At 39.9% G+C, this 21,528-nt stretch carries 23 protein-coding genes; 10 read left to right on the top strand and 13 right to left on the bottom strand.

Annotation, left to right across the window (positions count from 1 at the left end; genetic code table 11):
• The first annotated feature begins 256 nt into the window (after positions 1 to 256).
• The 3 genes from spoIID (at position 257) to ACP69X_RS02800 (ending at position 3,064) form a co-directional block, all read left to right on the top strand.
• A complete protein-coding gene (gene spoIID, locus ACP69X_RS02810; RefSeq protein WP_041087858.1) occupies positions 257 to 1,282 on the top strand; it encodes a stage II sporulation protein D in 1,026 nt (341 codons plus the stop codon).
• Between the two features lie 321 nt (positions 1,283 to 1,603).
• Positions 1,604 to 2,302 (top strand): VWA domain-containing protein, encoded by a 699-nt coding sequence (locus ACP69X_RS02805; RefSeq protein WP_080772281.1) that lies wholly within the window; start codon positions 1,604 to 1,606, stop codon positions 2,300 to 2,302.
• A gap of 84 nt (positions 2,303 to 2,386) precedes the next feature.
• On the top strand, positions 2,387 to 3,064 hold the full coding sequence (locus ACP69X_RS02800; RefSeq protein WP_041087860.1) for a VWA domain-containing protein: 678 nt from the start codon (positions 2,387 to 2,389) through the stop codon (positions 3,062 to 3,064).
• Between the two features lie 51 nt (positions 3,065 to 3,115).
• On the opposite strand, the gene ACP69X_RS02795 is transcribed toward ACP69X_RS02800, so the two are convergent.
• Together ACP69X_RS02795 and ACP69X_RS02790 are read right to left on the bottom strand one after the other, a co-directional pair.
• The gene (locus ACP69X_RS02795) at positions 3,116 to 5,464 is read right to left on the bottom strand and encodes an FdhF/YdeP family oxidoreductase (RefSeq protein WP_305960516.1); all 2,349 of its coding nucleotides are present in this window, start codon (positions 5,462 to 5,464) and stop codon (positions 3,116 to 3,118) included.
• An 82-nt stretch (positions 5,465 to 5,546) separates the two neighbouring features.
• Positions 5,547 to 6,812, bottom strand: coding sequence for an L-lactate MFS transporter (locus ACP69X_RS02790; protein ID WP_426052402.1), 1,266 nt, complete (start codon positions 6,810 to 6,812; stop codon positions 5,547 to 5,549).
• Between the two features lie 134 nt (positions 6,813 to 6,946).
• Here ACP69X_RS02790 and fdhD point away from each other — a divergent pair, with 134 nt between their 5' ends.
• Together fdhD and moaA are read left to right on the top strand one after the other, a co-directional pair.
• Positions 6,947 to 7,735, top strand: coding sequence for a formate dehydrogenase accessory sulfurtransferase FdhD (gene fdhD, locus ACP69X_RS02785; protein ID WP_041087866.1), 789 nt, complete (start codon positions 6,947 to 6,949; stop codon positions 7,733 to 7,735).
• Positions 7,736 to 7,745: 10 nt separating this feature from the next.
• Positions 7,746 to 8,753 carry a GTP 3',8-cyclase MoaA gene (moaA, locus tag ACP69X_RS02780; protein WP_426052401.1) on the top strand — a complete coding sequence of 336 codons (1,008 nt, stop codon included), beginning with the start codon at positions 7,746 to 7,748 and terminating at the stop codon, positions 8,751 to 8,753.
• A gap of 254 nt (positions 8,754 to 9,007) precedes the next feature.
• Here moaA and rpsN read toward each other — a convergent pair whose 3' ends face one another.
• The 4 genes from rpsN to ACP69X_RS02760 all read right to left on the bottom strand — a co-directional run bounded on the left by rpsN (position 9,008) and on the right by ACP69X_RS02760 (position 11,289).
• A complete protein-coding gene (rpsN, locus tag ACP69X_RS02775; RefSeq protein ID WP_025093900.1) occupies positions 9,008 to 9,277 on the bottom strand; it encodes a 30S ribosomal protein S14 in 270 nt (89 codons plus the stop codon).
• A 16-nt stretch (positions 9,278 to 9,293) separates the two neighbouring features.
• Positions 9,294 to 10,490, bottom strand: a complete 1,197-nt coding sequence (locus ACP69X_RS02770; RefSeq protein WP_073978874.1) for a GTP-binding protein — start codon at positions 10,488 to 10,490, stop codon at positions 9,294 to 9,296.
• An 82-nt stretch (positions 10,491 to 10,572) separates the two neighbouring features.
• Positions 10,573 to 10,722 (bottom strand): 50S ribosomal protein L33, encoded by a 150-nt coding sequence (gene rpmG / locus ACP69X_RS02765; RefSeq protein WP_003214771.1) that lies wholly within the window; start codon positions 10,720 to 10,722, stop codon positions 10,573 to 10,575.
• Between the two features lie 144 nt (positions 10,723 to 10,866).
• Complete coding sequence (locus ACP69X_RS02760; RefSeq protein ID WP_039182073.1) at positions 10,867 to 11,289, bottom strand: DUF5362 family protein; 423 nt, start codon at positions 11,287 to 11,289, stop codon at positions 10,867 to 10,869.
• Positions 11,290 to 11,814: 525 nt separating this feature from the next.
• On the opposite strand from ACP69X_RS02760, the gene ACP69X_RS02755 reads away from it, so the two are divergent.
• On the top strand, positions 11,815 to 12,210 hold the full coding sequence (locus ACP69X_RS02755) for a hypothetical protein (RefSeq protein WP_041087873.1): 396 nt from the start codon (positions 11,815 to 11,817) through the stop codon (positions 12,208 to 12,210).
• Between the two features lie 46 nt (positions 12,211 to 12,256).
• Here the strand turns inward: ACP69X_RS02755 and ACP69X_RS02750 are convergent, their stop codons facing one another.
• Positions 12,257 to 12,766 carry a thiol:disulfide interchange protein gene (locus ACP69X_RS02750; RefSeq protein ID WP_269102712.1) on the bottom strand — a complete coding sequence of 170 codons (510 nt, stop codon included), beginning with the start codon at positions 12,764 to 12,766 and terminating at the stop codon, positions 12,257 to 12,259.
• Between the two features lie 98 nt (positions 12,767 to 12,864).
• Between ACP69X_RS02750 and ACP69X_RS02745 the strand changes: the two genes are divergently transcribed.
• The 3 genes from ACP69X_RS02745 to ACP69X_RS02735 are packed head-to-tail and all read left to right on the top strand — an operon-like array spanning position 12,865 to position 15,750.
• Complete coding sequence (locus tag ACP69X_RS02745; RefSeq protein ID WP_426052400.1) at positions 12,865 to 14,664, top strand: ABC transporter ATP-binding protein; 1,800 nt, start codon at positions 12,865 to 12,867, stop codon at positions 14,662 to 14,664.
• 1 nt (position 14,665) lies between these two features.
• Positions 14,666 to 15,223, top strand: a complete 558-nt coding sequence (locus tag ACP69X_RS02740) for a MauE/DoxX family redox-associated membrane protein (RefSeq protein WP_426052399.1) — start codon at positions 14,666 to 14,668, stop codon at positions 15,221 to 15,223.
• Entirely contained in the window at positions 15,220 to 15,750 is a 531-nt protein-coding gene (locus tag ACP69X_RS02735; protein ID WP_426052398.1) for a TlpA family protein disulfide reductase, read from the top strand. The genes ACP69X_RS02740 and ACP69X_RS02735 overlap by 4 nt, the downstream gene beginning before the upstream one ends.
• 32 nt (positions 15,751 to 15,782) lie before the next feature.
• Here the strand turns inward: ACP69X_RS02735 and ACP69X_RS02730 are convergent, their stop codons facing one another.
• A complete protein-coding gene (locus tag ACP69X_RS02730) occupies positions 15,783 to 16,292 on the bottom strand; it encodes a GNAT family N-acetyltransferase (RefSeq protein ID WP_039182054.1) in 510 nt (169 codons plus the stop codon).
• Positions 16,293 to 16,408: 116 nt separating this feature from the next.
• Between ACP69X_RS02730 and ACP69X_RS02725 the strand changes: the two genes are divergently transcribed.
• Positions 16,409 to 17,305, top strand: coding sequence for a peptidoglycan DD-metalloendopeptidase family protein (locus ACP69X_RS02725; RefSeq protein ID WP_034281210.1), 897 nt, complete (start codon positions 16,409 to 16,411; stop codon positions 17,303 to 17,305).
• 86 nt (positions 17,306 to 17,391) lie between these two features.
• On the opposite strand, the gene ACP69X_RS02720 is transcribed toward ACP69X_RS02725, so the two are convergent.
• The 5 genes from ACP69X_RS02720 to ACP69X_RS02700 form a co-directional block, all read right to left on the bottom strand.
• Positions 17,392 to 17,739: a P-II family nitrogen regulator gene (locus tag ACP69X_RS02720; protein WP_039182051.1), complete on the bottom strand. Its 348-nt coding sequence runs from the start codon at positions 17,737 to 17,739 to the stop codon at positions 17,392 to 17,394.
• 18 nt (positions 17,740 to 17,757) lie between these two features.
• On the bottom strand, positions 17,758 to 18,966 hold the full coding sequence (locus ACP69X_RS02715) for an ammonium transporter (protein ID WP_426052397.1): 1,209 nt from the start codon (positions 18,964 to 18,966) through the stop codon (positions 17,758 to 17,760).
• A 192-nt stretch (positions 18,967 to 19,158) separates the two neighbouring features.
• Positions 19,159 to 19,899 carry an amino acid ABC transporter ATP-binding protein gene (locus ACP69X_RS02710; RefSeq protein WP_426052396.1) on the bottom strand — a complete coding sequence of 247 codons (741 nt, stop codon included), beginning with the start codon at positions 19,897 to 19,899 and terminating at the stop codon, positions 19,159 to 19,161.
• Between the two features lie 10 nt (positions 19,900 to 19,909).
• Positions 19,910 to 20,587 (bottom strand): amino acid ABC transporter permease, encoded by a 678-nt coding sequence (locus ACP69X_RS02705; protein ID WP_269102708.1) that lies wholly within the window; start codon positions 20,585 to 20,587, stop codon positions 19,910 to 19,912.
• 41 nt (positions 20,588 to 20,628) lie between these two features.
• On the bottom strand, positions 20,629 to 21,516 hold the full coding sequence (locus tag ACP69X_RS02700; protein WP_269102707.1) for a transporter substrate-binding domain-containing protein: 888 nt from the start codon (positions 21,514 to 21,516) through the stop codon (positions 20,629 to 20,631).
• Between the last annotated feature and the right edge of the window lie 12 nt (positions 21,517 to 21,528).

Raw genomic sequence — 21,528 nt, 5'->3', positions numbered from 1 at the left:
ATTAAAGAAATCAGTGTGTCCATTGGGCATGCTGATTTTTTTTTAGAATCATAGAATGCTTCATTTCACGAAGCTTATCATTAGTGTATCCAACCATCTTAAATTTTATTCATACAGACGAACAGTAAAATCCATTTGAAGGACAGCCTCATACCCTCCATAAAAGACTTGTCCACTAAATGAAAGAAGCTGTCATATTAGCTTGTCCCTGCCCATAGGATAAAAGAGATTCAATGACAAATGGGGGCAGCCAAATATGAAACCAATGATATGGACAATCGCAGGAATATGCATCATCATTTTAATGATTCCAACATTACTTGTGTTGCCGACATTCCAAGGGAAGCCGGCGGCTAGCCAGCACGTAGCAGCGGAACCATCAGTTAAAAAAGAAGTGAAGGGTTCAGTCAAATTGAAGCAATCACCCGTCGCTATCCCCGTCTATCGCTCTGCTCATCAGCAGGTAGAAAACATCCCCTTAGAAGAGTATGTGATCGGTGTCGTAGCATCTGAAATGCCAGCTGATTTTGAAATGGAAGCACTCAAGGCACAAGCGCTCGCAGCAAGAACGTATATCGTCAGACAAATGATCAGTGATAAGACTGTCAAATCACCTAAGGGTTCTCTTGTAGATGATACCCAAATGTTCCAAGTTTACAAAAACAAACAGGAACTTAAGAAAATTTGGGGGAAAGCGTACAATTGGAAATTAAAAAAGGTCACGGAAGCTGTCGCCAGCACACAAGGAAAAGTGCTGACTTATGATGAGAAACCAATTGATGCTTCATTCTTTTCAACAAGTAATGGAAAAACGGAAAATGCCGAAGCCTATTGGAAAAATGAAATCCCTTATTTGAAAAGTGTCTCAAGTAAATGGGACGAAAAATCGCCAAAATTTCAAAACAAGAAAACCATCTCTGTAAGTGAATTTCAGCAAAAATTAGGTGTGACGCTCACTCAGCAGGCTCAGGTCGGACAGATTGTAGAACGGACACCAGGAAACCAAGTAGCGAAAGCCGTGATCAACGGTAAAACACTGTCAGGCCGAGACATTCGAGAATCACTAGGCCTTCATTCAGCGGACTTCACATGGGAACGCCAGGGCCAGCAGATTGTCATTACAACAAAAGGATATGGTCATGGTGTAGGCATGAGTCAATATGGTGCGCATTATATGGCGCAGGCTGGCAAAAAAGTAGATGCCATCGTGAAACATTATTATAAAGGCATTCAAATCGAATCAGCCGATCGTTTTCTCAACACGTATATGGCTAAAAAATAAAGCAAAGGTGCCTCAGAAATGAGGCATTTTTTGTTTGTTCAAAAAGATTTGAACAGAATGTGTCAAATCACGACTTAAGACGCAGGTCAGGAAATCTTAAACATTTATGTCCTGACAAGAACTGATGGCTGATACAAAGTCCCTCGAAAGACAGAGAAAACGAGAGGATAATGGGTGTGTTAGGTGAAAATATCTAGACATCTGACAGAATTTTAGTGATTTTGATGAAAGAGAAAAAGGGACCGAGTCCTATACCATTCCAAGACAGAATAATTTACGATTAAGATGTTTCAATCAAATACATAAGGAGGAAGGAAAAGTATGTTGAAAAAAGTAATCACACTCGTAACCTTAACTGTATTGACATTATCTATGTCAATCTCTTCACCAGTATTTGCAGAAGCATCTACAGTCAAAAAACATAACAAAGATGTAAGAGTGACAATCTTACTTGATGCAAGCGGAAGCATGGCAAGAAAAGTAGAGGGAGAGCGCAAATTTGATCTCGCTAAACAAGAGGTATTTAAATTTGCTCAGTCACTTCCTAAAGACGCTAAAATTCGTATGAGCTTGTTTGGTTCTGAAGGAAACAACAAAAATTCAGGTAAAGCTCAATCATGTGAAGTCATTAGAGGCGTTTATGGCGTACAGCCTTATGAAAAAGACAGCTTTGAAAACTCTTTAAACGGACTTGGGCCAACTGGGTGGACACCGATTGCACGTGCACTTGAAAATGCAAAACAAGCGGATGAGCAGCTTCATGCAGGAACAAAGCATATTGTGTACTTAATCACTGATGGTGAAGAAACTTGTGGCGGAGATCCAGTAAAAGTAGCAAAAGAATTGCATAACTCAAAAGGATCAACTGTTGTAAATGTGATCGGATTAGACTTTAACGATGGCTATGAAGGTCAATTGAAGCAAGTAGCCAAAGCTGGTAAAGGCCATTACTACCAAGCAAGCACTGGTAAAGAAATGGGTTCTATCTTTTCAGCAGAATCATTAAAACTACACGAATAACTTGCTGAACAAAAGGGAAACGATTGATTTATGCTTTCGTTTCTCTTTTTCTGTACAAAAGTAAAAAAATGGAGGTTTTTATTGATGAAAAGAAATATCATATTAACCATTTTGGCTAGTCTTGTCCTGCTTCTTTCTTCACCAGCTCATGCTGTAACAAAACAGGAGCCGCCTGCTCATGTGGTGATATTACTCGATTTAAGCGGCAGCATGGCACAGTCAGTTGAAGGTGAAAAGAAAATCGAAATTGCTAAACGGTCTATTCAAAGCTTTGCGAGTATTTTATCTGAAGATACACAAGTTCTGCTTCGTGTGTTTGGTCATGAAGGAACCAATAAAAATGCAGGGAAAGCCGTATCTTGTTCAAGTTCTGAAGCCGTTTACGGATTTGGATCATATGAGCCATCAACATTTCAGCAAGCACTGAACGTGTATAAGCCAACTGGCTGGACACCACTTGCAAAAGCATTAACGGATACGAAACAAGATTTTGAAGATCACCAGGCTGAAGGCAAAAATATTGTTTATGTTGTCAGTGATGGTGAAGAAACTTGTGGTGGAAGTCCTTCACAAGCAGCAAAGGAATTACATGAAGACGGGATAGATACAATTGTTAATATCATTGGCTTCGACGTAAATGAAAAAGAAGCAAAAAGTCTAAAATCTGTTGCAAAAGCGGGTGGAGGACAATATCAACCGGCAGCAAATGCCGAAGAATTGAACCGCATTCTTCAACAAGAAGCGAGCGTTTTTGGTCGGTAGAGAGTGAATGGCAGCTGGGGAAAATAACCCCAGCTGTTTTTAAGTTGACGATTAATTCAAAGTCGTTTCTAATTCATCGATTCGTTTCTCCACGTAATGCTGATCCTTTCTTGCATGAAAGGTTTCGGCTTTTTCTAATATGGCAGCCGTATTATATTCGGGAATCTGTGAGTAGCTCTCATACACACCTTTAGGAATTAAAACGTTCCCTTCAGGCCAATAAACTGCGATATTGCCACGTCTCAACTCTCCGAATTGAGCTACTCCTTGATAGGACCCATATTGATTAAAGAGAACAACTGGATCACCTTCTTGGACGTAAAGCTCTTTTGCATCTTCTTCATTCATTAGGATAGAATGACGTTTTCCACCGTTAAAGGCATCCTTTTCACTGTAGATCATGGAGTTGAACTGCTTTCCTCTTCTTGTCGTGATATTGAAATGTCCTTCGGTTTTTCGATATTGAGGCAACTGGGCAGGAAGAAGATGTCCCTTTCCGTCTGGCGTTGGACACTCGCCATCTTCACAAAGCCATGCGCCTCCCCATTGAAAAACGTCTCCCTTATGCCGTAAATGCTGGATGCCATCATAGTTTCGATTGGCGATCGCTATCTCACGACGAATGTCTTCAGCTGTTTCAAAATGAATCAGCTCGGCATCATCTGGGCGGACCCTTTTCGCAAGATCAACATAAATGTCCCATTCTGCTCTGGCTTCCTCAATACGAGGTCCTTCAATTTCTGGACTGAAATATACCATGCGTTCTGTACTGGTTGATGTGCCGCCGCCTGGTTGTTCATATCTTGTCATAGCAGGCAGCACAATTACCGCCTCTTCAGCGTCTACCAGCGTAGAGGTATTCAAAATGATATCTTGGTGGACACGGAGTTCAAGTTCAGATAATGCTTTTTCAATCGCTTCTGGGTTTGGCATCGTTTCTAAAAAGTTTCCACCACTCGTAAACAGCATTTTGAGTTTTTGTGGATGATCTTTTGGGAGAGCCATCTTCTCAAAGGATTGCCCAATGGTGTCACCATGCCATTTAGGAATGTCAAATCCCCATATATGTTCGATTCTTTCAATATTCTCTTCATCAAAATCACTACCCGGCAAAACGAATGGATCAGCGCCCATTTCACCGGAACCTTGGACGCCGCTATGCCCCCGAATTGGCATGACACCACAATGTTTTCTGCCAATGAATCCTCGCAGCATGGCAAGGTTGGCAACCTGTGATATATTATCAGTTGCAAAGCGGTGCTGAGTAAGGCCCATACTCCAAATAAAAACACCTGAATTAGCATTGGCAAGCAGTGTTGCAAATTCCTTCATTCTTTCTTTTGATAAACCTGATGATGCTTCTAGGTCCTTCCACTTCAACTGTGCGACATGCCGCTTTAAATCCTGTATGCCTGTTGTATGGTTTTGAATAAATTCGTGATCAAGGGCCGAATGGGGAGCATGCTGCTCCATGTCAAACCAATGCTTGATGACGCCGTTCATAAACGCAATATCGCCGCCTATATTGACTTGGTAAAAATCATCCGCAATTTTTGTACCGAATAATGCACTCTCTGGAATAGAAGGAACCCAGTATTTTTCCATGGCAGGCTCTTTATACGGATTGATGATGATAATTTTTGTCCCCTTCTTTTTAGCAGCGTACATATATTTAGTGGAAACAGGCTGATTGTTTGCTGCGACAGATCCCCAAAAAATTAATACATCCGTTCCAATCCAATCGCTGTAATTACAGCTTGAAGCACCGATGCCGAGGGACCGTTTAAGAGCGGTTTTACTTGGTGAATGGCAAATGCGAGAAGCATTATCAATATGATTCGTTCCTATAAATCGAGCTGCCTTTGCAGCGGTATAATAAACTTCATTTGTAATTCCTCTGGCGGTTAAATAGAAAGCAAGCTGCCGTTTATCAATTGATTGGATTTTAGATGCGATTTGATCTAGTGCATTATCCCAAGAAATACGTGTAAAGGCATTGTCACCTTTTTTTCGGAGCAATGGATAAGGAATTCGCCCAAGCTTGCGAAGAGAGGTGCTGTCCATTTGCTTTAGCTGATGAATATCTTCAAACCATTTTGGATCAATAGCTGGCATTGTGTTGAGACGAAGTACATTTAGTCTTGTAGTGCATATATGAGGTCCTGCGAGCGTTTGATCATACAGTCCTGAGACACCAAGTGCACAGCCGTCACAAACGCCCTGCGTTAAAATACGGTACGCATAGGGAAGGTTATCTTTGTTCTCCCATGCCACTTTCATCGTATCTCGAATATGTTTCGGTTTCACTTTGCCAAGCCCCATTGGTGCAAAAGAGGCCCATAGCTTTGGTGAGGGTTTTTTATTGAGTTTAACAGGCCCTTTATGTTTTGTTTTCCCCATGAGATCATCACCCTCCTATTACTTTGTAAAGCGTTTTCATATCTAAAAATTACCTTTAGATTGTGATTCTGTCAAATTCAAATTAAGGTCGGGCTGAAACAGAAGAAGCAGTAGGTGGGTTTGTTTCTCTCAGCTGCTGAATATCCTTCCGAATAAGAAGTGATATGATAAAAGCGATGAAAAATAAGCCAGAGAACACCATGAGACTCTGTGTGTAATTACCTGTTATATCTCGGATGAAGGATGAAAATAGAGGGCCTGCTAAACCCGCAGCGGCCCAAGCCGTCAGAATATAACCGTGTATGGCACCAAGCTGCTTTGTACCAAACAAATCCCCAATATAGGCTGGAATTGAAGCAAATCCTCCTCCATAGCACGTATAAATGATCGCCATGACGATTGAAAAGATGAGCGGTTCTTTTAAATAGGGAAGTAAAGGAAAAGCAATGAGCTGGATACTGAAAAAAATCGTGTAGGTATTCGGTCTTCCTATATAATCTGAGAACGATGCCCAGCCAATTCGTCCTAACCCATTAAAAGCACCTAAAATGCCCACAAGAGTGGCTGCAGCACCTGCAGTGAACCCAACACTTTCTTGAGCAAGAGGTGACGCTACTGAAATAATAGCAATTCCGCATGTGATATTAATAAAAAACATAAGCCACAAATAATAAAAACGTCTTGTCTTGATCGCTTCATTTGCTGTAAGCTGTGATAAATCTTGAGGAATTTTTCTTTGCTTTGTTTTGAATGTGTCAAATTGCTTGACGTCATCAGGTGTTGGTGGTGATAAATAAAGAGATGAGGTCACCATGATGATAAAATAGGAGATTCCAAGAATATAAAAAGTATTTGCGATATTCACTTTTTCAATGAGAAATTGAATAATTGGGCTGCAAATAAGAGAAGCAAATCCAAACCCCATAATGGCTAAACCGGTTGCAAGCCCTCTTCGATCCGGAAACCATTTGACTAGAGTTGATACAGGTGCAATATAGCCTACACCTAAGCCTATTCCAGCGAGTACCCCATAAAATAAATAGAGGAGAGGCAGTGAGGACATGTGGACAGCGAATCCTGATCCAGTCATTCCGATGCCGAAGAAAATAGCTGAGAAGAGCCCCGATGCCTTTGGGCCATACCTTTCAACGAAATGTCCCATGAAAGCAGCAGATAAACCTAAAAATAAAATAGCAATACTGAAGGTGAGACTTATTTCTGTTAATGACCACTGAAAGGCTTCATGTAAAGGATTCGTAAAAACACTCCAAGCATAAACAGACCCAATAGATAAATGAATTCCTACAGCACTTGTTGCAATGAGCCAGCGATTTTTCGATTTGTTCATTTTGTTCCCCCCATATAAAGCAATCAAGAAGTTTGATAAGATAGAAATATGTTACATTTTCATGACTTTTTAAAATAATATCACAATTTGATTGGATCATATAACTAAATTTGCATTGAAAGGAAGATCATACAATGAATCCTTCTGTTAAAAAGAAACGAGTCATACACCAATACCGTGAAGGCCAGTTTACATGCAAATCTGATGAAATTGTAGAAGAATTTCCTTTAACTGTGATGGTGAATGGAGAAGAATTTGTGACACTTGTTTGTTCGCCAGAGCACCTGAAAGAATTGGTTATCGGCTTTTTGGCTTCAGAAGGGGTCATTCGATTTGAAAATGAGATTAAAAGGTTTACAATAGATGAAAGTATGGGTTTTGCCTATGTTGATTTAGTTCATTCAAGTGGATTTGATTCATCAGATTTTACAAAACGAGTGATTGGTTCATGCTGCGGGAAAGGAAGACACTTTTATTTTCTTCAAGATGTGAAGACGGCAAAAACAGCCATTGATCGAATTAGTATCTCTGCTGAAACCTGTACGCATCTCATGAAGTGTTTGCAAGAAGAAAGCCAATTATTTCAACATACTGGTGGAGTGCATAATGCTGGACTGTGTGACACAGAGAAGTTATTTATCACTAGAACTGATATAGGAAGACATAATGCTTTAGATAAAATTTATGGATATTGTTTACTCCAGCGAATCCCACTTAGAGATAAAATTCTTGTGTTTAGCGGCCGGATATCGTCAGAAGTTCTATTGAAGGCAGCAAAACTAGGAGTCTCTATCGTCATTTCAAAATCAGCACCTACTGAGCTAGCGCTTCAAATGGCAGAAGAATTAAATATTACGACAGTTGGATTCGTCAGAGGAAAATCCTTTAATATTTACACTCATCCTCAGCGTATTACAGAATAGGAGGCAAAGTATGGACAGTATTTTAGATAAAAGACATCGACCATTGCGCAATTTAAGAATATCAGTAACTGATCGCTGTAACTTTAGATGTACGTACTGTATGCCTGCTGAAATTTTTGGACCAGATTATCCTTTCTTGAAAAAAGAAGAACTGCTTAGTTTCGAAGAAATTGAACGACTTGCTACCCTTTTTGTAAAGAATCTAGGTGTGGTAAAAATACGCATCACGGGCGGGGAACCTTTAATGCGGAAGGATCTGCCTGTCTTAATAGAAAAGCTCGCAAAAATTCCAGGGATTGAAGACATTGCGATGACAACCAATGGAACGCTTTTACCTTTATATGCTGATCAGTTAAAGAGAGCTGGTCTTAATAGAGTTACCATTAGTTTAGATTCATTAAATCCCGATCGTTTTAAGCAAATGAACGGAAGGCACATTTCTATCCAAAAAGTGTTTGATGGCATTGAGGCGGCAAAAAAGGCTGGACTTGCTATCAAGATTAATATGGTTGTTCAAAAAGGTGTGAATGATCAGGATGTCTTACCAATGGCGGCTTACTTTAAAAAAGAAGGACACGTTCTCAGGTTTATCGAGTTTATGGATGTCGGTAATACGAATAAATGGAATCTAGAACATGTCATGACAAAGAATGAAATAATTGAAATAATTGATTCAACATATCCTATCAAACCAGAACCTCCTCAATATACAGGTGAAGTAGCCAACCGATTTTTTTACAAAGATGGATCAGGAGAGATAGGCATTATTTCTTCCGTTTCAGATGCTTTTTGCGGAACATGTAACAGAGCAAGGCTATCTGCACGCGGGGAATTGTTTACATGTCTGTTTGCATCATCGGGTTTTGATCTGAAACGGATGATTCGTACGACAAAAGATAATGAAGAGTTAGCAAACTTGTTAAAGGAACTATGGTCGAATAGACATGATCAATATTCAGCTGAGAGAGAGCAGAAAAAAGATCAGAAAAAGGTTGAAATGTCATATATCGGTGGGTAGTGACAACAAAGTATCATGATCAGGTATTTTTGAAAAGAAGGCAAAATGGAATAATCATTATTGGAACTCCTTTTTTGAGAACAGGTTATTTTATCTTATGAATTCAGTCATTATAAAAAACCAGCAGAGATTCTGCTGGTTTTTAAATTACTATTTTGAACTTCAAAAAGCTTGAGATAAGTCTTGAAAATAGATTTTTCATCGTTTTGTGCTGCTTTACTTTTCCGACTGCTGTGATAAGATCAAATCATTCTTTACCAGCTCGATTTTTTTACCCCAGGGATATGACCCTTATAGGCAAGCTCACGAAAAGCAATCCTAGACATTTTGAATTTTCTTAAGTAACCTCTCGGGCGGCCGGTTAATTCACAACGATTTTTTAAGCGGGTAGGGGAAGAGTCTCTAGGTAATTTCCGTAAAGCTTCATAGTCACCTTTTTCTTTTAACTCTTTCCTTAATTCTGCATATTTCAATACAAGCTGCTGTCGTTTTTTTTCTTTAGCAATCTTAGATTTCTTTGCCAATTAAAACCCTCCTGGCCTAATTTTGTATTTTCCATTGAAAGGGATCCTCAAATGTAGTCCAATCTTGATCCAATTCGTCAGGTGTGAGCAAGCATTGATCAAGAGTGCGAATAATTTCTGCTTTAGGCAACTCCACACCGATAAACACAAGTTTTGTATGACGATCACCAAACTCTGCGTCCCACTCATCTAGAAGCTCTGGTTCCTGATTTAATATTCGTGTTTTTTCTTGCTCAGGCAAAGCAGCAATCCAGTATGCAATTGGTTCAATCGCAACAGATTTACCAGCCTGTGAAATTAAAATGGTTAAATCATGATGTGTGGCAAGCCAAGTAAAACCTTTCGCACGAACGATCTGCTCAGGCATTTGATCTAACCAATTATTCAGCCTACCGGTATGAAAAGGGAGTCTTCTTTCGTAAACAAAGGATGAAATTTGGTATTCTTCTGTTTCCGGCGTATGCTGAGCATGTCCTGCGTTGATCTCTTTGATCCATCCAGCAGAAGCACTTGATTTTTCAAAGTCAAATAAACCAGTATTCAATATGTCATCTGGCTGTACTTTACCTTGTGAGGTTCTGATGATAGATGCTTCTGGTTGTAGTTTGTTCAGCACATGCTCAAGTCGATCTAACTCTGAGGATGATACTAGATCACATTTATTGATAATGAGCACGTCACAAAATTCAATTTGATCAATGAGTAAATCTGAAATTTCTCGTTCGTCGTCATCGGAAACCGCTTCTTTACGATCTAATAAACTCTCTCCTGACTGGAAATCAGTCCAGAAGCGATTTGCATCTACTACTGTGACCATCGTATCTAGACGGCAAAAGCGGGTCAAATCTATGCCCATTTCTTCATCAATATAAGAAAACGTTTGAGCGACGGGGATTGGTTCACTAATTCCAGTTGATTCAATGACAATATAATCGATATTACCCGCTTTACAAAGGCGTTCTACTTCGATTAACAAGTCTTCTCTCAAAGTGCAGCAAATACAACCGTTAGATAATTCAACTAGTTTTTCATCTGATCGGGAAAGCTCGCCGCCTTGTTTGACTAGTTCTGCATCAATATTAATTTCGCTCATGTCATTGACGATCACAGCCACTTTTAATCCTTTGCGATTTTTAAGTACATGATTTAATATCGTTGTTTTTCCTGCTCCTAAAAAGCCGCTTAATACTGTAACAGGTATACGCTTATTCATTTGTTTTTGTCCTTTTGAAAACGATCATTTTGTTTTCCGCCTCACTTAAAAAGTAATCATTACGATTTATAATCTAAAAAATTTATTTTGTTTCTCTATGAAGGGTATATTTCTTTAATCGAGGAGAATATTTTTTTAACTCCAATCGATCAGGATTCGTTCTTTTATTTTTTGTTGTGATGTAGTTTCTGTCACCTGTTTCAGTACAGGCCAACGTAATTTTCACGCGCATAAGTAATAGGATCCTCCTTTAATTCGTAATAGTTACGATTTGTATTTTAAAATGAACAAGACTGAATGTCAAGCATAGGAGGATAATCCAAGCCAAATGATAAAAATAAAAGGGGTATCGAACGACAATTGATACCCCAATCCATTAATAAAAGTCACCGAGTTCTTGCTCGTAATCACCTTCATATTGCTGGACATCATAAGGAATTTCTTGGAGGAAGGCTAACCCGCCTAGTATAAGCATCAAAACGATGGCAATGAATGAAAGAATAACTGCGGCAATACTTGAAATGGCAAACAGTGTCTGCATTTTCATCATCTTAGCGTATTGTTCTAATAATTCTTCGTAAGAAGTATCAGGAGCCTGAATCAATTGTTCAGCTGCTTTTACAGATTTCTGTACATGGATTCCCATCATAATGAGAAAGACGCCAAGGGCTGCAGGAAGAACAAGCCAAAAACCAATAAGAATAGCCAGACCGCCTGAAATATAGAGAAAGATACTACCAACCTTTCCCCACTTTACGATTGAATGAAGAGATTGAATGATTTTCTCAGTTTGTTGCAATGGTGTTCACTCCTTTATGTATTCACTCTTTATCATACTTGAGTAAGTAGTGCTTTAGGAAGAGTGAATGTTGATTAATGAAAATGTTTCTATCTTCACTTCACTATTTATGGATAAATAAATTATTTTCAAATAAGAAAAAAGTAACATTTACTATTAAAATTATCGACAAATTATGTCATAAATAAGATTGATAGTAAAAAATAATTAGTAAATTTATCAAAATATGTTGTTAGTTGTCTTGCAATTGGTTATTATTGTGTTGTGTTACCATAAAAATTGGAAGGTGGAATTCATATGTTAGATCGTTTCTTAAACAAAATGACCAATGTTCAACCTGCAGCTGCAAGATGTATTTTGCAAAAATTAGTCACTTCATGCAAATCAGCACCGACTTGTTTCCTTCAAGGTGTTGGAACTTTCCGTTACTACGTCGATCGCGACACAGGTGAGATTTGTACTAGTCAAGAACGCGTTAGATGTGGCTGCTAAAACTAAGGATCTTATTTAATAGGATGTGAACGCATGAGCATATCTTCAATTTCATTCTTAACAAATGCTATGCAGACGTCAAATAGGCGTCAAGCGGGTCAATCATCAAATTCTTTTTTAACCCAAGCGGCTCAAATTGTTCAAGGTGACCATTCTCCAGAAGAGAGAAAGGCATTATTTCAACAACTTACTTTAGTTCAGCAAGGTAAAGATTTGGAACTTCATGTTTCTAAATTAAAGGAACTAGAGAAAGAGGCTCAAAAAGAGACGTCTTCTTCGTCTGTTACTGTGAATCAGCATGGTGACCAAGTAGACATTTCAAATGAGGCACGGAGTGAGTTTGAACAAGCCGAGGAACAGGCTTCAGATGAAGCAAGTGAAGCTGCTGCAGTGGAAAAAGATATAGATGTTCACTCAGATCCACAATAAAAAAATGAGGCATGTGTTTGATATTCTTCACATGCCTCATTTATCTTTATTTTGCAGATATCCTTGAAAAAAGACCATCCGGAAAAGGTGCTGCATATGAGATGATTTCATCTTCTTCTACCATGATGTAATACGGAAATTCTTCAACTTGGAATGTGTCTATCATTTGTTCGTCCACTGGGATAATTCGCATGTTGGTTTTATTATCACGATATAATTCTTGATCCTCTTTTTGCCCATTCTTTAGCAAAATACTAAATGAAATGTCTAATTTACGCTGCTTTTTCGTTTCTAGGAATTGTTCAAGTGATGGAATGCAATGCGGACATGATGTATCAGTGAAAATAAGCAGCTGATGCTTACTGTTGGTTTGCAGTAAATCATTCACTGGAATAGGTGATGGTTTTTCAAGCAGCGGATGCACTAGTTTTTGTCCAACATGCTGTATCGGTAAGATGATCAGTTCCATTTGTTGTTTTAAATAGATGATGACTCCGATCGTTAATAATAGGCTGCAAAGAATAAGAGTGAGCTGTAAAAGTAAGATTGAATTCATCGTATATCGTCCTCTCAGAGTGAAGTTACGCAAAGCTATCATAATACAAATATCAAAAATATGTCAATTATACTAAATGGTGTAAGGTGGAGCAGTTGATGAGTACAGTGAACCATTGTCTATATGCAATCTCCTATACTTGGAAAAGAAGTCGATCTTATCTTCTTCTTACCTTATTGATCCAAGTAATCGTTGGTTTTATGCCTTTGGCTAGTGTCTGGATTATTCAAACTTTGATTAATGAAATTATTTTATTCATGACGTCTTCAGGAGACATTCAAAAGGTTTTGTGGTTATTTGGACTGCAAATGGTCATTGTGGTTTTAGGATATGGGCTTCAATTCGTTCTTCAGCTTAGCCAGCAGAAAGCGACAAATTTGATTGGTCTGCATTTGAAGGGGGAATTACTTCAAAAGGCGATCAGGCTGCCGTTTATTACATTTGAACACCCGTCTTTTTACAATGAAAGTCAACGTGTGATGAACAGTCATCAGCATGTTCTGAGTATGGTTAGAAGTATCTTTACAATCATGAGCGCATTGATTACTGTTGTATCACTTCTTATCTATATGATCGGTATCCATTGGGGCTTGGCGGTCATTCTGATCGTGTTTACCCTGCCTGTCTTGTGGATTGAGCTTTTCTTTGGAGGAGCGCGTTATCAATTAAACCGCATGTTAACTGCCAATGACCGCAGAGAAATGTATGTGTCCGATCTTGTCGCGCAACGAGATTCATTGAAGGAGATCCGTTTATATGGAATCGGGGATTATCTTCTTCAGAAATGGAAAGGTCATTATGTAAAAAGTGCAGATGAAAAATATAAACTGCTTAAGCGGCAAGTTCGCTGGGAGATGGCGGGCGGATTGCTTATGACATTTTCCTATGTATGCTGCGGTCTTTTTATTGTCTTTCTTATTTTTCAAAAAAAATTAGCTGCTGGGACATTTGTCGCTGTGCTGCAAGCGGTACAAAACATCCAAAGTGGTTTTCAGGACTTAACAAGAGAATGTTCTAGTTTATATGAAACAAGTCTTTATGTTGATGAAATGAGAGCTTTTCAAAAGAGAGAAGAAGAAATTCATGAGCAGACAGAAGAAGGGGCATCGCTTCGGAAGATCGAGTCTATTCAGTCCATTACACTTGAAAATCTCTCATTTACTTATCCGAATATGAAAACACCTGCCATTGAGCATATACATTTTCATATCAATAAAGGTGAACGTATTGCATTGGTGGGGGATAACGGATCAGGTAAAACCACCTTGATCAAATGTTTGACAGGTTTATATGATCCAGATCAGCCGAATATGCAAAAAGTCAACGGTGAGTCTATTTCTACTATTCAAAAAAAGTCATACCATGCGAGAATGGCTGTTCTTTTTCAAGATTTTATGAAGTACGAGTTCACTGTGAAAGAAAACATCGGGTTTGGCCGTATTGATCATATGGACGAGGAAGAGCGGATGATTTCAGCTGCACGGCAAGCAGGTATAGAGAAAAGAATTCATCAAATGGAAGAAATGTATGATGCACAGCTTGGCCGTTTTTTTGAAGAAGGCCATGAACTGTCTGGCGGACAATGGCAAAAGCTCGCGATGGCTAGAACCTTCTTTAGAGAGAGTGATTTTATCATTTTAGATGAACCGACATCTGCTCTTGACCCACTATCGGAAATTTCACTCATTCGAAAGCTATTCGATCACACGAAGGATCAGGGTGTCTTGTTTATCACACATCGAATGGGAGCAGCTCGTTTAGCAGACCGTATAATCGTAATGAAAGATGGTGCTTTCGTTGAAGAGGGGAACCATGATGAATTGATGGTGTTGAACGGAGAGTACAAAAGGCTTTACGAGGCACAATCTCAATTATTTCAACAAAAGGAGATGGCATAAGGTGAGTGTCTTTTATTATATAGGTGTCTATTTACTAGGGATCATTTTTGCGGGTGCATGGTTTGATAAAGTGAAAAAACAGACGGCACATATGCAGCAGATGGATGCTTATCGGCTGCTACCTCCTTCTTTCACGGCACCCATGTTTTATTTGTTTTTAACTGCTGAATTGGTTTGTACTGGTTATTTGTTCATATGGCACATGACTCTTGTACCTGCGATTGGTCTTACAGCACTTTTATTTATTTATACTGGAGCGGTGGCCTTCAATTTATTGAGAGGACATCGTGATATTTCTTGCGGCTGTGGTGGACTGCTTGATAATGAACGCCTTCACTGGGGAATTGTGATTCGCAATGTGTCGATGCTGTCTCTTGTGATCGGGTTGTTTTATGTGCATCCTTATGTAGAAACCATTCCATGGCAATATAACATCATTTGTTTTCTCATTGCCGTGGCTGTCTCTTTCATGATAGCGGTGGGTCAAGAAGTCTTAATGTTTAAAAGAAAATGGATCAATCAATTTGAATTATTTATAGAAGGAGACGATGTGAAATGACAGATATTCTATTGATTATTGTGTTATTCATTGTCATTGCTCAGTTGGCTGTGATATTTTTGCTCGCCCGTTTTATCGGAAAATTTATGAATAAAATTAAAACCCTTGATGGAATTGAATTAAAGGAAGCAGATGTGGGGGATCCTGCACCGTTATTTCGAAGCTATTCCCATTTACGGGAGAAGGTCATTTTGAAGGAATATTTTCAAAGTGGGAGTGCTGTGATGCTGTTATTTGTGAATTCTACTTGTATGACGTGCAAAAGTATTTTGGCAGATATGCAGCAGCAAATCGCTGGCGAAGATACTCAATTCATTATTATTAATGGAGATGAGCAGGCGGATGATACGCCGATCCTTGAATTGCTTCCGGCCCAGGCTGTGTATACTCGTTCTTCACAAATTATGGAGCTGTATGGGGTAACGGTTGTTCCACAAGCGATTCTCATTGATGAACATGGTATCATTCTGCAAAGAAAATCTCTTCAAAATGCGAAACAGTTTGAACAGCTGTTACATGCGTCATAAAAAAGCGTCTCTTTGTCAGGGAGACGCTCATTTTATAATTCTTTTCCTAGGATATCTAAATCGTATCTGCTGCCGTCCATTTCTGCGATGCGTGGCAGGTGGCCCCATGTCTCAAAGCCGTGCTTTTTAAATAGTCGAATGCTGGCTTCGTTGTGCCCGAAAATAAAGGCAAGTAACGTTCGAATGCCTAATGAAGGTGCTAAATCAATGGCTTCTTGTAAGAAAAGTGAGCCTAAGCCTTTTCCTCGATAGTCTTGGTTCAAATAGATACTCATTTCAACGGTCCCGTTGTATGCAGGTCTACCGTAAAATGTTTCAAAGCTCAGCCAACCGTAGATAATTCCATCCTCATCTGTTTTCACATAGAGAGGTCTTTTTTCGGAATGATTCAAAAACCATTGCCGGCGGTCCTCAACAGAAACTGGTTCTGTATCAGCGGTCACTTCTCTTGAAGCAATGGTTGAATTGTAGATATCAACGATCGCTTTGAGGTCATCTTCTGTTGCTATGCGGTTGAAAGTTTTCACAATTAAGTCCCCCATCTTTTTTTCATTTATCATACATATTATTGATGCGATTGCGCAAAATAAAAAGAAAAATGATTTCGTGTGTATATATTTTTTGAAAAGTGTTCAGAATGTTGCTGAGGTGATGAAAAATGAGAGAGGAAGAAAAGAAACGTACTTCCAAAATCACAAAAGTTCAGCAATTTTTCCGTAAGCGCTGGGTATTCCCTGCAATTTACTTAGTCAGCGCAGCGGTCGTGTTAACAGCCGTTCTTTGGTATCAAGCTGTATCAAAAGATGTGAAAGACCAACTATCTGATGGAAATCAAACAGGGCAAGAACAGCGCGATGATGCTGTTGAAGTTGGAAAGCCAATTGAAAATGTCGCAATGCCGGTCCAGAATTCTGATAATGTTTCTGTCGTGAAAAAGTTCTATGAAGCAGATGCTGACCAAAAAGAAAAAGAAGCAGCACTTGTAAACTATAATAACACCTATACCTTGAGCAAAGGTATTGATCTTGCAGATAAAGATGGCAAAGTGTTCGATGTCACAGCTGCTCTTAGTGGAACAGTGGTTCAAGCGAAAAAAGATCCAGTTCTTGGTCACGTCGTTGAAATTGAACATGAAGATGGATTATCAACTGTCTATCAATCGTTGTCACAAGTGAGTGTCAAAGAAGGCGACGAAGTGAAGCAGAATGATGTCATTGGTGCTTCTGGTAAAAACCTATATGGCGCTGAAAGCGGCAACCATGTGCATTTTGAAATTCGTATGGAAGGTTTAGCGCTTAATCCGCTTAGCTTCATTGACAAGCCTGTTTCTACGATTGAAAAAGCAGCGCAAGAAGTGACGGAACAAGCAAAAGAACCTGCTCAGCCAAAGACTGAGGAAAAAACGAAGGAACCTGCTGCTGAAGATAAAGCCAAAGAGCCAGCTGGAGAAAAATCGGAAGAAAAGTCTGATGAGAAGGGGAAATCCTCTGATCAAGAAAAGTCTTCTGATTCCTCTAAAGACAGCAGTCAGTCAGAAGAAACAAAACAATCTTAATGTCTTACAAGGTCCTCTGTGTATATAAAAATATGCAGAGGTTTTTTCTGCTTAAAAAGATCCTCCGCCACTCGGCGGAGGATGAACTATAGGGCGGCAGGTCCTTCTTCACCTGTCCGAATGTTGATTGTATTCGCTATCTCATATATAAAAATTTTCCCATCCCCTGGTTCGCCTGTACGAAGTACCTTTTGAGCTGTTTCAACCACCTGTTCGACAGGTACTTTGCTTAGGACGATTTCGATCTTTAATCGTTCGTACACGTTGCTTTCTCTTTTGACACCGCGGTATAGCTCTGTATGTCCCTTTTGTAAGCCGCAGCCGTGTACATTTGAAAAGGTAATCGAGGTGACACCAATCTTTCCAAGCTCCACCTTTAATGTTTCAAAATTAGCTGGACGTGTGACAATCTCCACTTTATACATTTTGCTCATAGAGACACCCCTTTTTCTTTAATCTTGATAAGCTTTTTCACCGTGCATGGTTAAATCAAGACCCACGGATTCTTCTTCTTCGGTTGCACGAATTTTGAAGAAGACATTGACCAATTTGATGATCACGTATGTCACAACGGCAACAAAAGCGTACGTGGCAACAATCGCGACCACTTGCTTCCAAAGTAAGCTGGGATCTCCGTAAAATAAGCCATTGGCTCCACCGTCATTGACAGAAGTTGTGGCGAAAAATCCTGTTGCAATTCCTCCCCAAGTACCACCAATTCCGTGAAGACCGAATGCGTCCAGTGCGTCATCATAGCCAAATTTGGCTTTGAGTGAAAAAACTCCCCAGAAACAGACGATCCCGCCAATAATTCCTATTATAATAGAAGCAAACGGTGTAACAAAGCCTGCGGCGGGTGTAATGGCGACAAGACCTGCGATGGCTCCAGAGATCGCGCCGAGCATGGTTGGTTTTTTGTTGATCATCCACTCTACTAACAGCCAGCCGATGATTCCTGCAGCAGCGGCTGTATTGGTGTTAATAAAGGCAAACATGGCCACGCTGTCTAATGTAAGAGCACTACCCACGTTAAAACCAAACCAGCCAAACCAGATGACAGCTCCGCCAAGAAGGGTGTAGATCAAGTTATGCGGAGAAGAGCTTGCTGCGTCTTTACGCTTCCCGAGCACAATCGCAACGACAAGACCTGCAACACCGGATGAGATGTGAACCACGTTTCCGCCTGCGAAGTCAAGCGCACCCATCTCGCCAATCCAACCACCGCCCCATACCCAGTGTGCGACTGGAGCGTATACAAATGTGACCCAAAGAAGTGTAAATACAACGACTGCTGAGTAGCGAATCCGTTCAGCAAAGGCACCTGAGATGATGGCTGTTGTTAAGACGGCAAAGGTCATTTGGAACATCATGAACAATGAATGTGGAATGGTCTCGCTATAGGAACCGGGCTCAAAGCCCACGCCTTTCAGGCCAATCCAGTCTAATCCTCCGATCCATGCATTGCCTGGTGCAAAAGCTAAGGAATAACCGAATACGATCCATACGATTGAAACGATCGCTAGTGATGTTAAGCTATGCATGGTTGTGCTTAACACGTTTTTACTTCTCACGAGTCCTCCATAGAATAAAGCTAAACCCGGTGTCATTAACCACACGAGTAGTGCGCAGAAGAACATAAATACTGTATCACCCATTTGCATGCTGCATTCCCCCGAATCATTCAGAATTATTGTTTTCTTAATTCTTCATTATAGAGAGAAAAGTCATATATAACATATACATGTAAGTTTATCTAACATGGTTTTTTGGTTAAGTTCAATATAAATGGATGAAAAGTTCGTAAAAAATGAGCAAAAACGTCAGTTAAGCACTAAAAATGAAGGGCGTTTGACCTATAAAATGGAGCTGAGAAACAGTTTTGTACGTTCCTCCCTAGGGGAATCAAACAATTCAGAAGGGACGCCTTCTTCGACGATGCGGCCCTCGTGCATGTAGACGACACGATCAGCAACTTCTTTCGCAAAGCCCATTTCATGTGTGACAATGACCATAGTCATGCCTTCTTTTGCGAGGCTTTTCATCGTTTGCAGCACCTCGCCTACAAGCTCTGGATCAAGGGCAGACGTAGGTTCGTCAAATAACATGACATCAGGCTTCATAGCGAGAGATCTGGCGATGGCTACACGCTGTTTTTGGCCGCCTGATAGTTTAGAAGGATATACGTTGGCTTTATCCGCAAGTCCGACTTTTTCTAACAAGGCGCTGGCTTCGGTGATGGCTTGCGCTTTCTTTGTTTTTTTCACCATAATAGGTGCTTCAATGATATTTTCAAGAACAGTTTTGTGCGGAAAAAGATTAAAATGCTGAAACACCATTCCTATTTTTTGTCTCATTTCGTTTAATTGATCGCGCTTTGGATGAACAGGGCTGCCATCGATGATGATATCTCCGTCATTTTTTATTTCTAAAAAGTTCATACAGCGGAGCAAGGTGCTTTTTCCAGAACCGCTTGCGCCAATTAAGACGACCACATCATTTTCATAAACGGTGAGATCGATATCCTTTAAAACATGGAGCTCTCCAAAGTATTTATTGAGTTTTTCAACACGAATGATTTCCTTTGATTCTGTCATGCTACTCCTCCTATTGGTCACTGGCTGATAATTTCTTCTCAAAGGTTTGGACAGCGAATGTTAACAGCAGGACAAGAATTAAGTAATAGACGGCTACAACAAGTAAATACGTCATATTATCAAAGCTGTTGGAGCCTTGCGTGGTGGCGACGTTAAATAGTTCATTCACACTAATAAAGGCGGCGAGTGATGAATCTTTTAAACCGATAATGAACTGGTTGCCAAGAGGGGGTAGGGCGCGCCGCATCGCTTGCGGGAGAATGATGCGTCTCATGGTTAAAAAACGACCCATGCCAAGAGAGCGTCCTGCCTCTTTTTGCCCCTGATCGATGGATTGGATGGCGCCTCTAAATATTTCGGCTATATAGGCGCCATTATGAAAGGCGAGCGCAATGGAAGCAGCCCAGAAGTCGGGTATATTCAATTCTGTGAGACCGAAATATAGGATGAAAATTTGAACAACAAGTGGTGTTCCGCGTACAAGAAAGATATAAGCATTGGCGATATAACCGAAAACGGCTACGCGGGATATTTTCAATAAAGCAAAGAAAAGCCCGATAAACATACCGATGAAGATGCTGATCACCGTGAGCTGTAAGGTGATCAGCATTCCTTCTAAGAAAATGCCTCTAGAATCAACGAGTGTCTGAAAAAAGTGTGCTAAGGTAGGCAAAACAATCATCTCCATTTGAAGAAAGTGCGCCTATCAAAAGGCGCACAATCGTGGTTTTAATCTTGTTTGACCGTGATGTCTTCATCAAAGTACTTTTCGCTAATTTGTTTTAATGTTCCGTCTTTTTTTAATGCATCAATCGCATCGTTGATCTCTTCTATGAGCTGTTCATTTTCTTTTGATACAGCAATTGCCTGCTCGCTTTGTCCGAGTCTTTCCTGCGCTGTGATTTTCAATTTTTTCTTCATCGCTTCTGCACCTGTGGCGAAATCTGTCACGACTGCATCGTGTTTTCCGTTGGCTAGTGCTTCTAAGGCGACGACATCACTATCATAATATTTTGGTTCTTGCCCGCTATGTTCTTTTGCAATATCAGCGTAGGACGATCCTTTTGATACAGCAATTTCTTTGTTTTTTAAGTCATCAGCATGTTGAATGTCTGATCCAGGTCTTGTGAAAATTTGCGGACCAGAGTAGTAATAGGGCTTAGAAAAAAGGACGTGTTTTTTTCGTTCCTCATTGATGGTATGACTTGCAACTGCCGCATCAAATTTACCTGCTTTCACGCCTTCGACGATGCCTGCGAATTTATATTTTTTCTGTATAGGTTCGAGGCCTAGTTTGTCACTAATCGCATTGCCTACGTCGATATCGAAGCCAGACATCTGATTTCCATCCATGTAACTAAACGGATGAAATTCACCTGATGCTGCAAAAATAAATTTTCCATCCTCCAAAATTGGCGACCCTTTCGCTGTAGAATTACGTTTATCTCCGTTCCCATTTGTTTCGTTTGAACCACACGAAGACAGAAGTAATACTGCAACCGAGAAAAGGGCTGGGACCCAAAACCGTCTTTTTTTAATAATAAGCTTCTCCTCCTTTTCAGCCGTTCTCCCTGTAAGGAGAAAGTAGGCTTTTAAATATGAAATGAATATTACCATCCCTTCCTCATA

This window comes from Bacillus sp. DC4300-2b2 (genome assembly GCF_049895685.1).
Lineage (GTDB): Bacteria > Bacillota > Bacilli > Bacillales > Bacillaceae > Bacillus > Bacillus safensis.
This window is presented reverse-complemented; position numbering and strand designations above follow the sequence as displayed.

Bases quoted from the DNA above. Each gene is read 5' to 3' on its own strand.
- spoIID (WP_041087858.1), top strand. From the start codon at position 257: ATGAAACCAATGATATGGACAATCGCAGGAATATGCATCATCATTTTA.
- ACP69X_RS02805 (WP_080772281.1), top strand. From the start codon at position 1,604: ATGTTGAAAAAAGTAATCACACTCGTAACCTTAACTGTATTGACATTA.
- ACP69X_RS02800 (WP_041087860.1), top strand. From the start codon at position 2,387: ATGAAAAGAAATATCATATTAACCATTTTGGCTAGTCTTGTCCTGCTT.
- ACP69X_RS02795 (WP_305960516.1), bottom strand. From the start codon at position 5,464: ATGGGGAAAACAAAACATAAAGGGCCTGTTAAACTCAATAAAAAACCC.
- ACP69X_RS02790 (WP_426052402.1), bottom strand. From the start codon at position 6,812: ATGAACAAATCGAAAAATCGCTGGCTCATTGCAACAAGTGCTGTAGGA.
- fdhD (WP_041087866.1), top strand. From the start codon at position 6,947: ATGAATCCTTCTGTTAAAAAGAAACGAGTCATACACCAATACCGTGAA.
- moaA (WP_426052401.1), top strand. From the start codon at position 7,746: ATGGACAGTATTTTAGATAAAAGACATCGACCATTGCGCAATTTAAGA.
- ACP69X_RS02770 (WP_073978874.1), bottom strand. From the start codon at position 10,490: ATGAATAAGCGTATACCTGTTACAGTATTAAGCGGCTTTTTAGGAGCA.
- rpmG (WP_003214771.1), bottom strand. From the start codon at position 10,722: ATGCGCGTGAAAATTACGTTGGCCTGTACTGAAACAGGTGACAGAAAC.
- ACP69X_RS02755 (WP_041087873.1), top strand. From the start codon at position 11,815: ATGAGCATATCTTCAATTTCATTCTTAACAAATGCTATGCAGACGTCA.
- ACP69X_RS02750 (WP_269102712.1), bottom strand. From the start codon at position 12,766: ATGAATTCAATCTTACTTTTACAGCTCACTCTTATTCTTTGCAGCCTA.
- ACP69X_RS02745 (WP_426052400.1), top strand. From the start codon at position 12,865: ATGAGTACAGTGAACCATTGTCTATATGCAATCTCCTATACTTGGAAA.
- ACP69X_RS02735 (WP_426052398.1), top strand. From the start codon at position 15,220: ATGACAGATATTCTATTGATTATTGTGTTATTCATTGTCATTGCTCAG.
- ACP69X_RS02730 (WP_039182054.1), bottom strand. From the start codon at position 16,292: ATGGGGGACTTAATTGTGAAAACTTTCAACCGCATAGCAACAGAAGAT.
- ACP69X_RS02725 (WP_034281210.1), top strand. From the start codon at position 16,409: ATGAGAGAGGAAGAAAAGAAACGTACTTCCAAAATCACAAAAGTTCAG.
- ACP69X_RS02720 (WP_039182051.1), bottom strand. From the start codon at position 17,739: ATGAGCAAAATGTATAAAGTGGAGATTGTCACACGTCCAGCTAATTTT.
- ACP69X_RS02715 (WP_426052397.1), bottom strand. From the start codon at position 18,966: ATGCAAATGGGTGATACAGTATTTATGTTCTTCTGCGCACTACTCGTG.
- ACP69X_RS02710 (WP_426052396.1), bottom strand. From the start codon at position 19,899: ATGACAGAATCAAAGGAAATCATTCGTGTTGAAAAACTCAATAAATAC.
- ACP69X_RS02705 (WP_269102708.1), bottom strand. From the start codon at position 20,587: ATGGAGATGATTGTTTTGCCTACCTTAGCACACTTTTTTCAGACACTC.
- ACP69X_RS02700 (WP_269102707.1), bottom strand. From the start codon at position 21,516: ATGGTAATATTCATTTCATATTTAAAAGCCTACTTTCTCCTTACAGGG.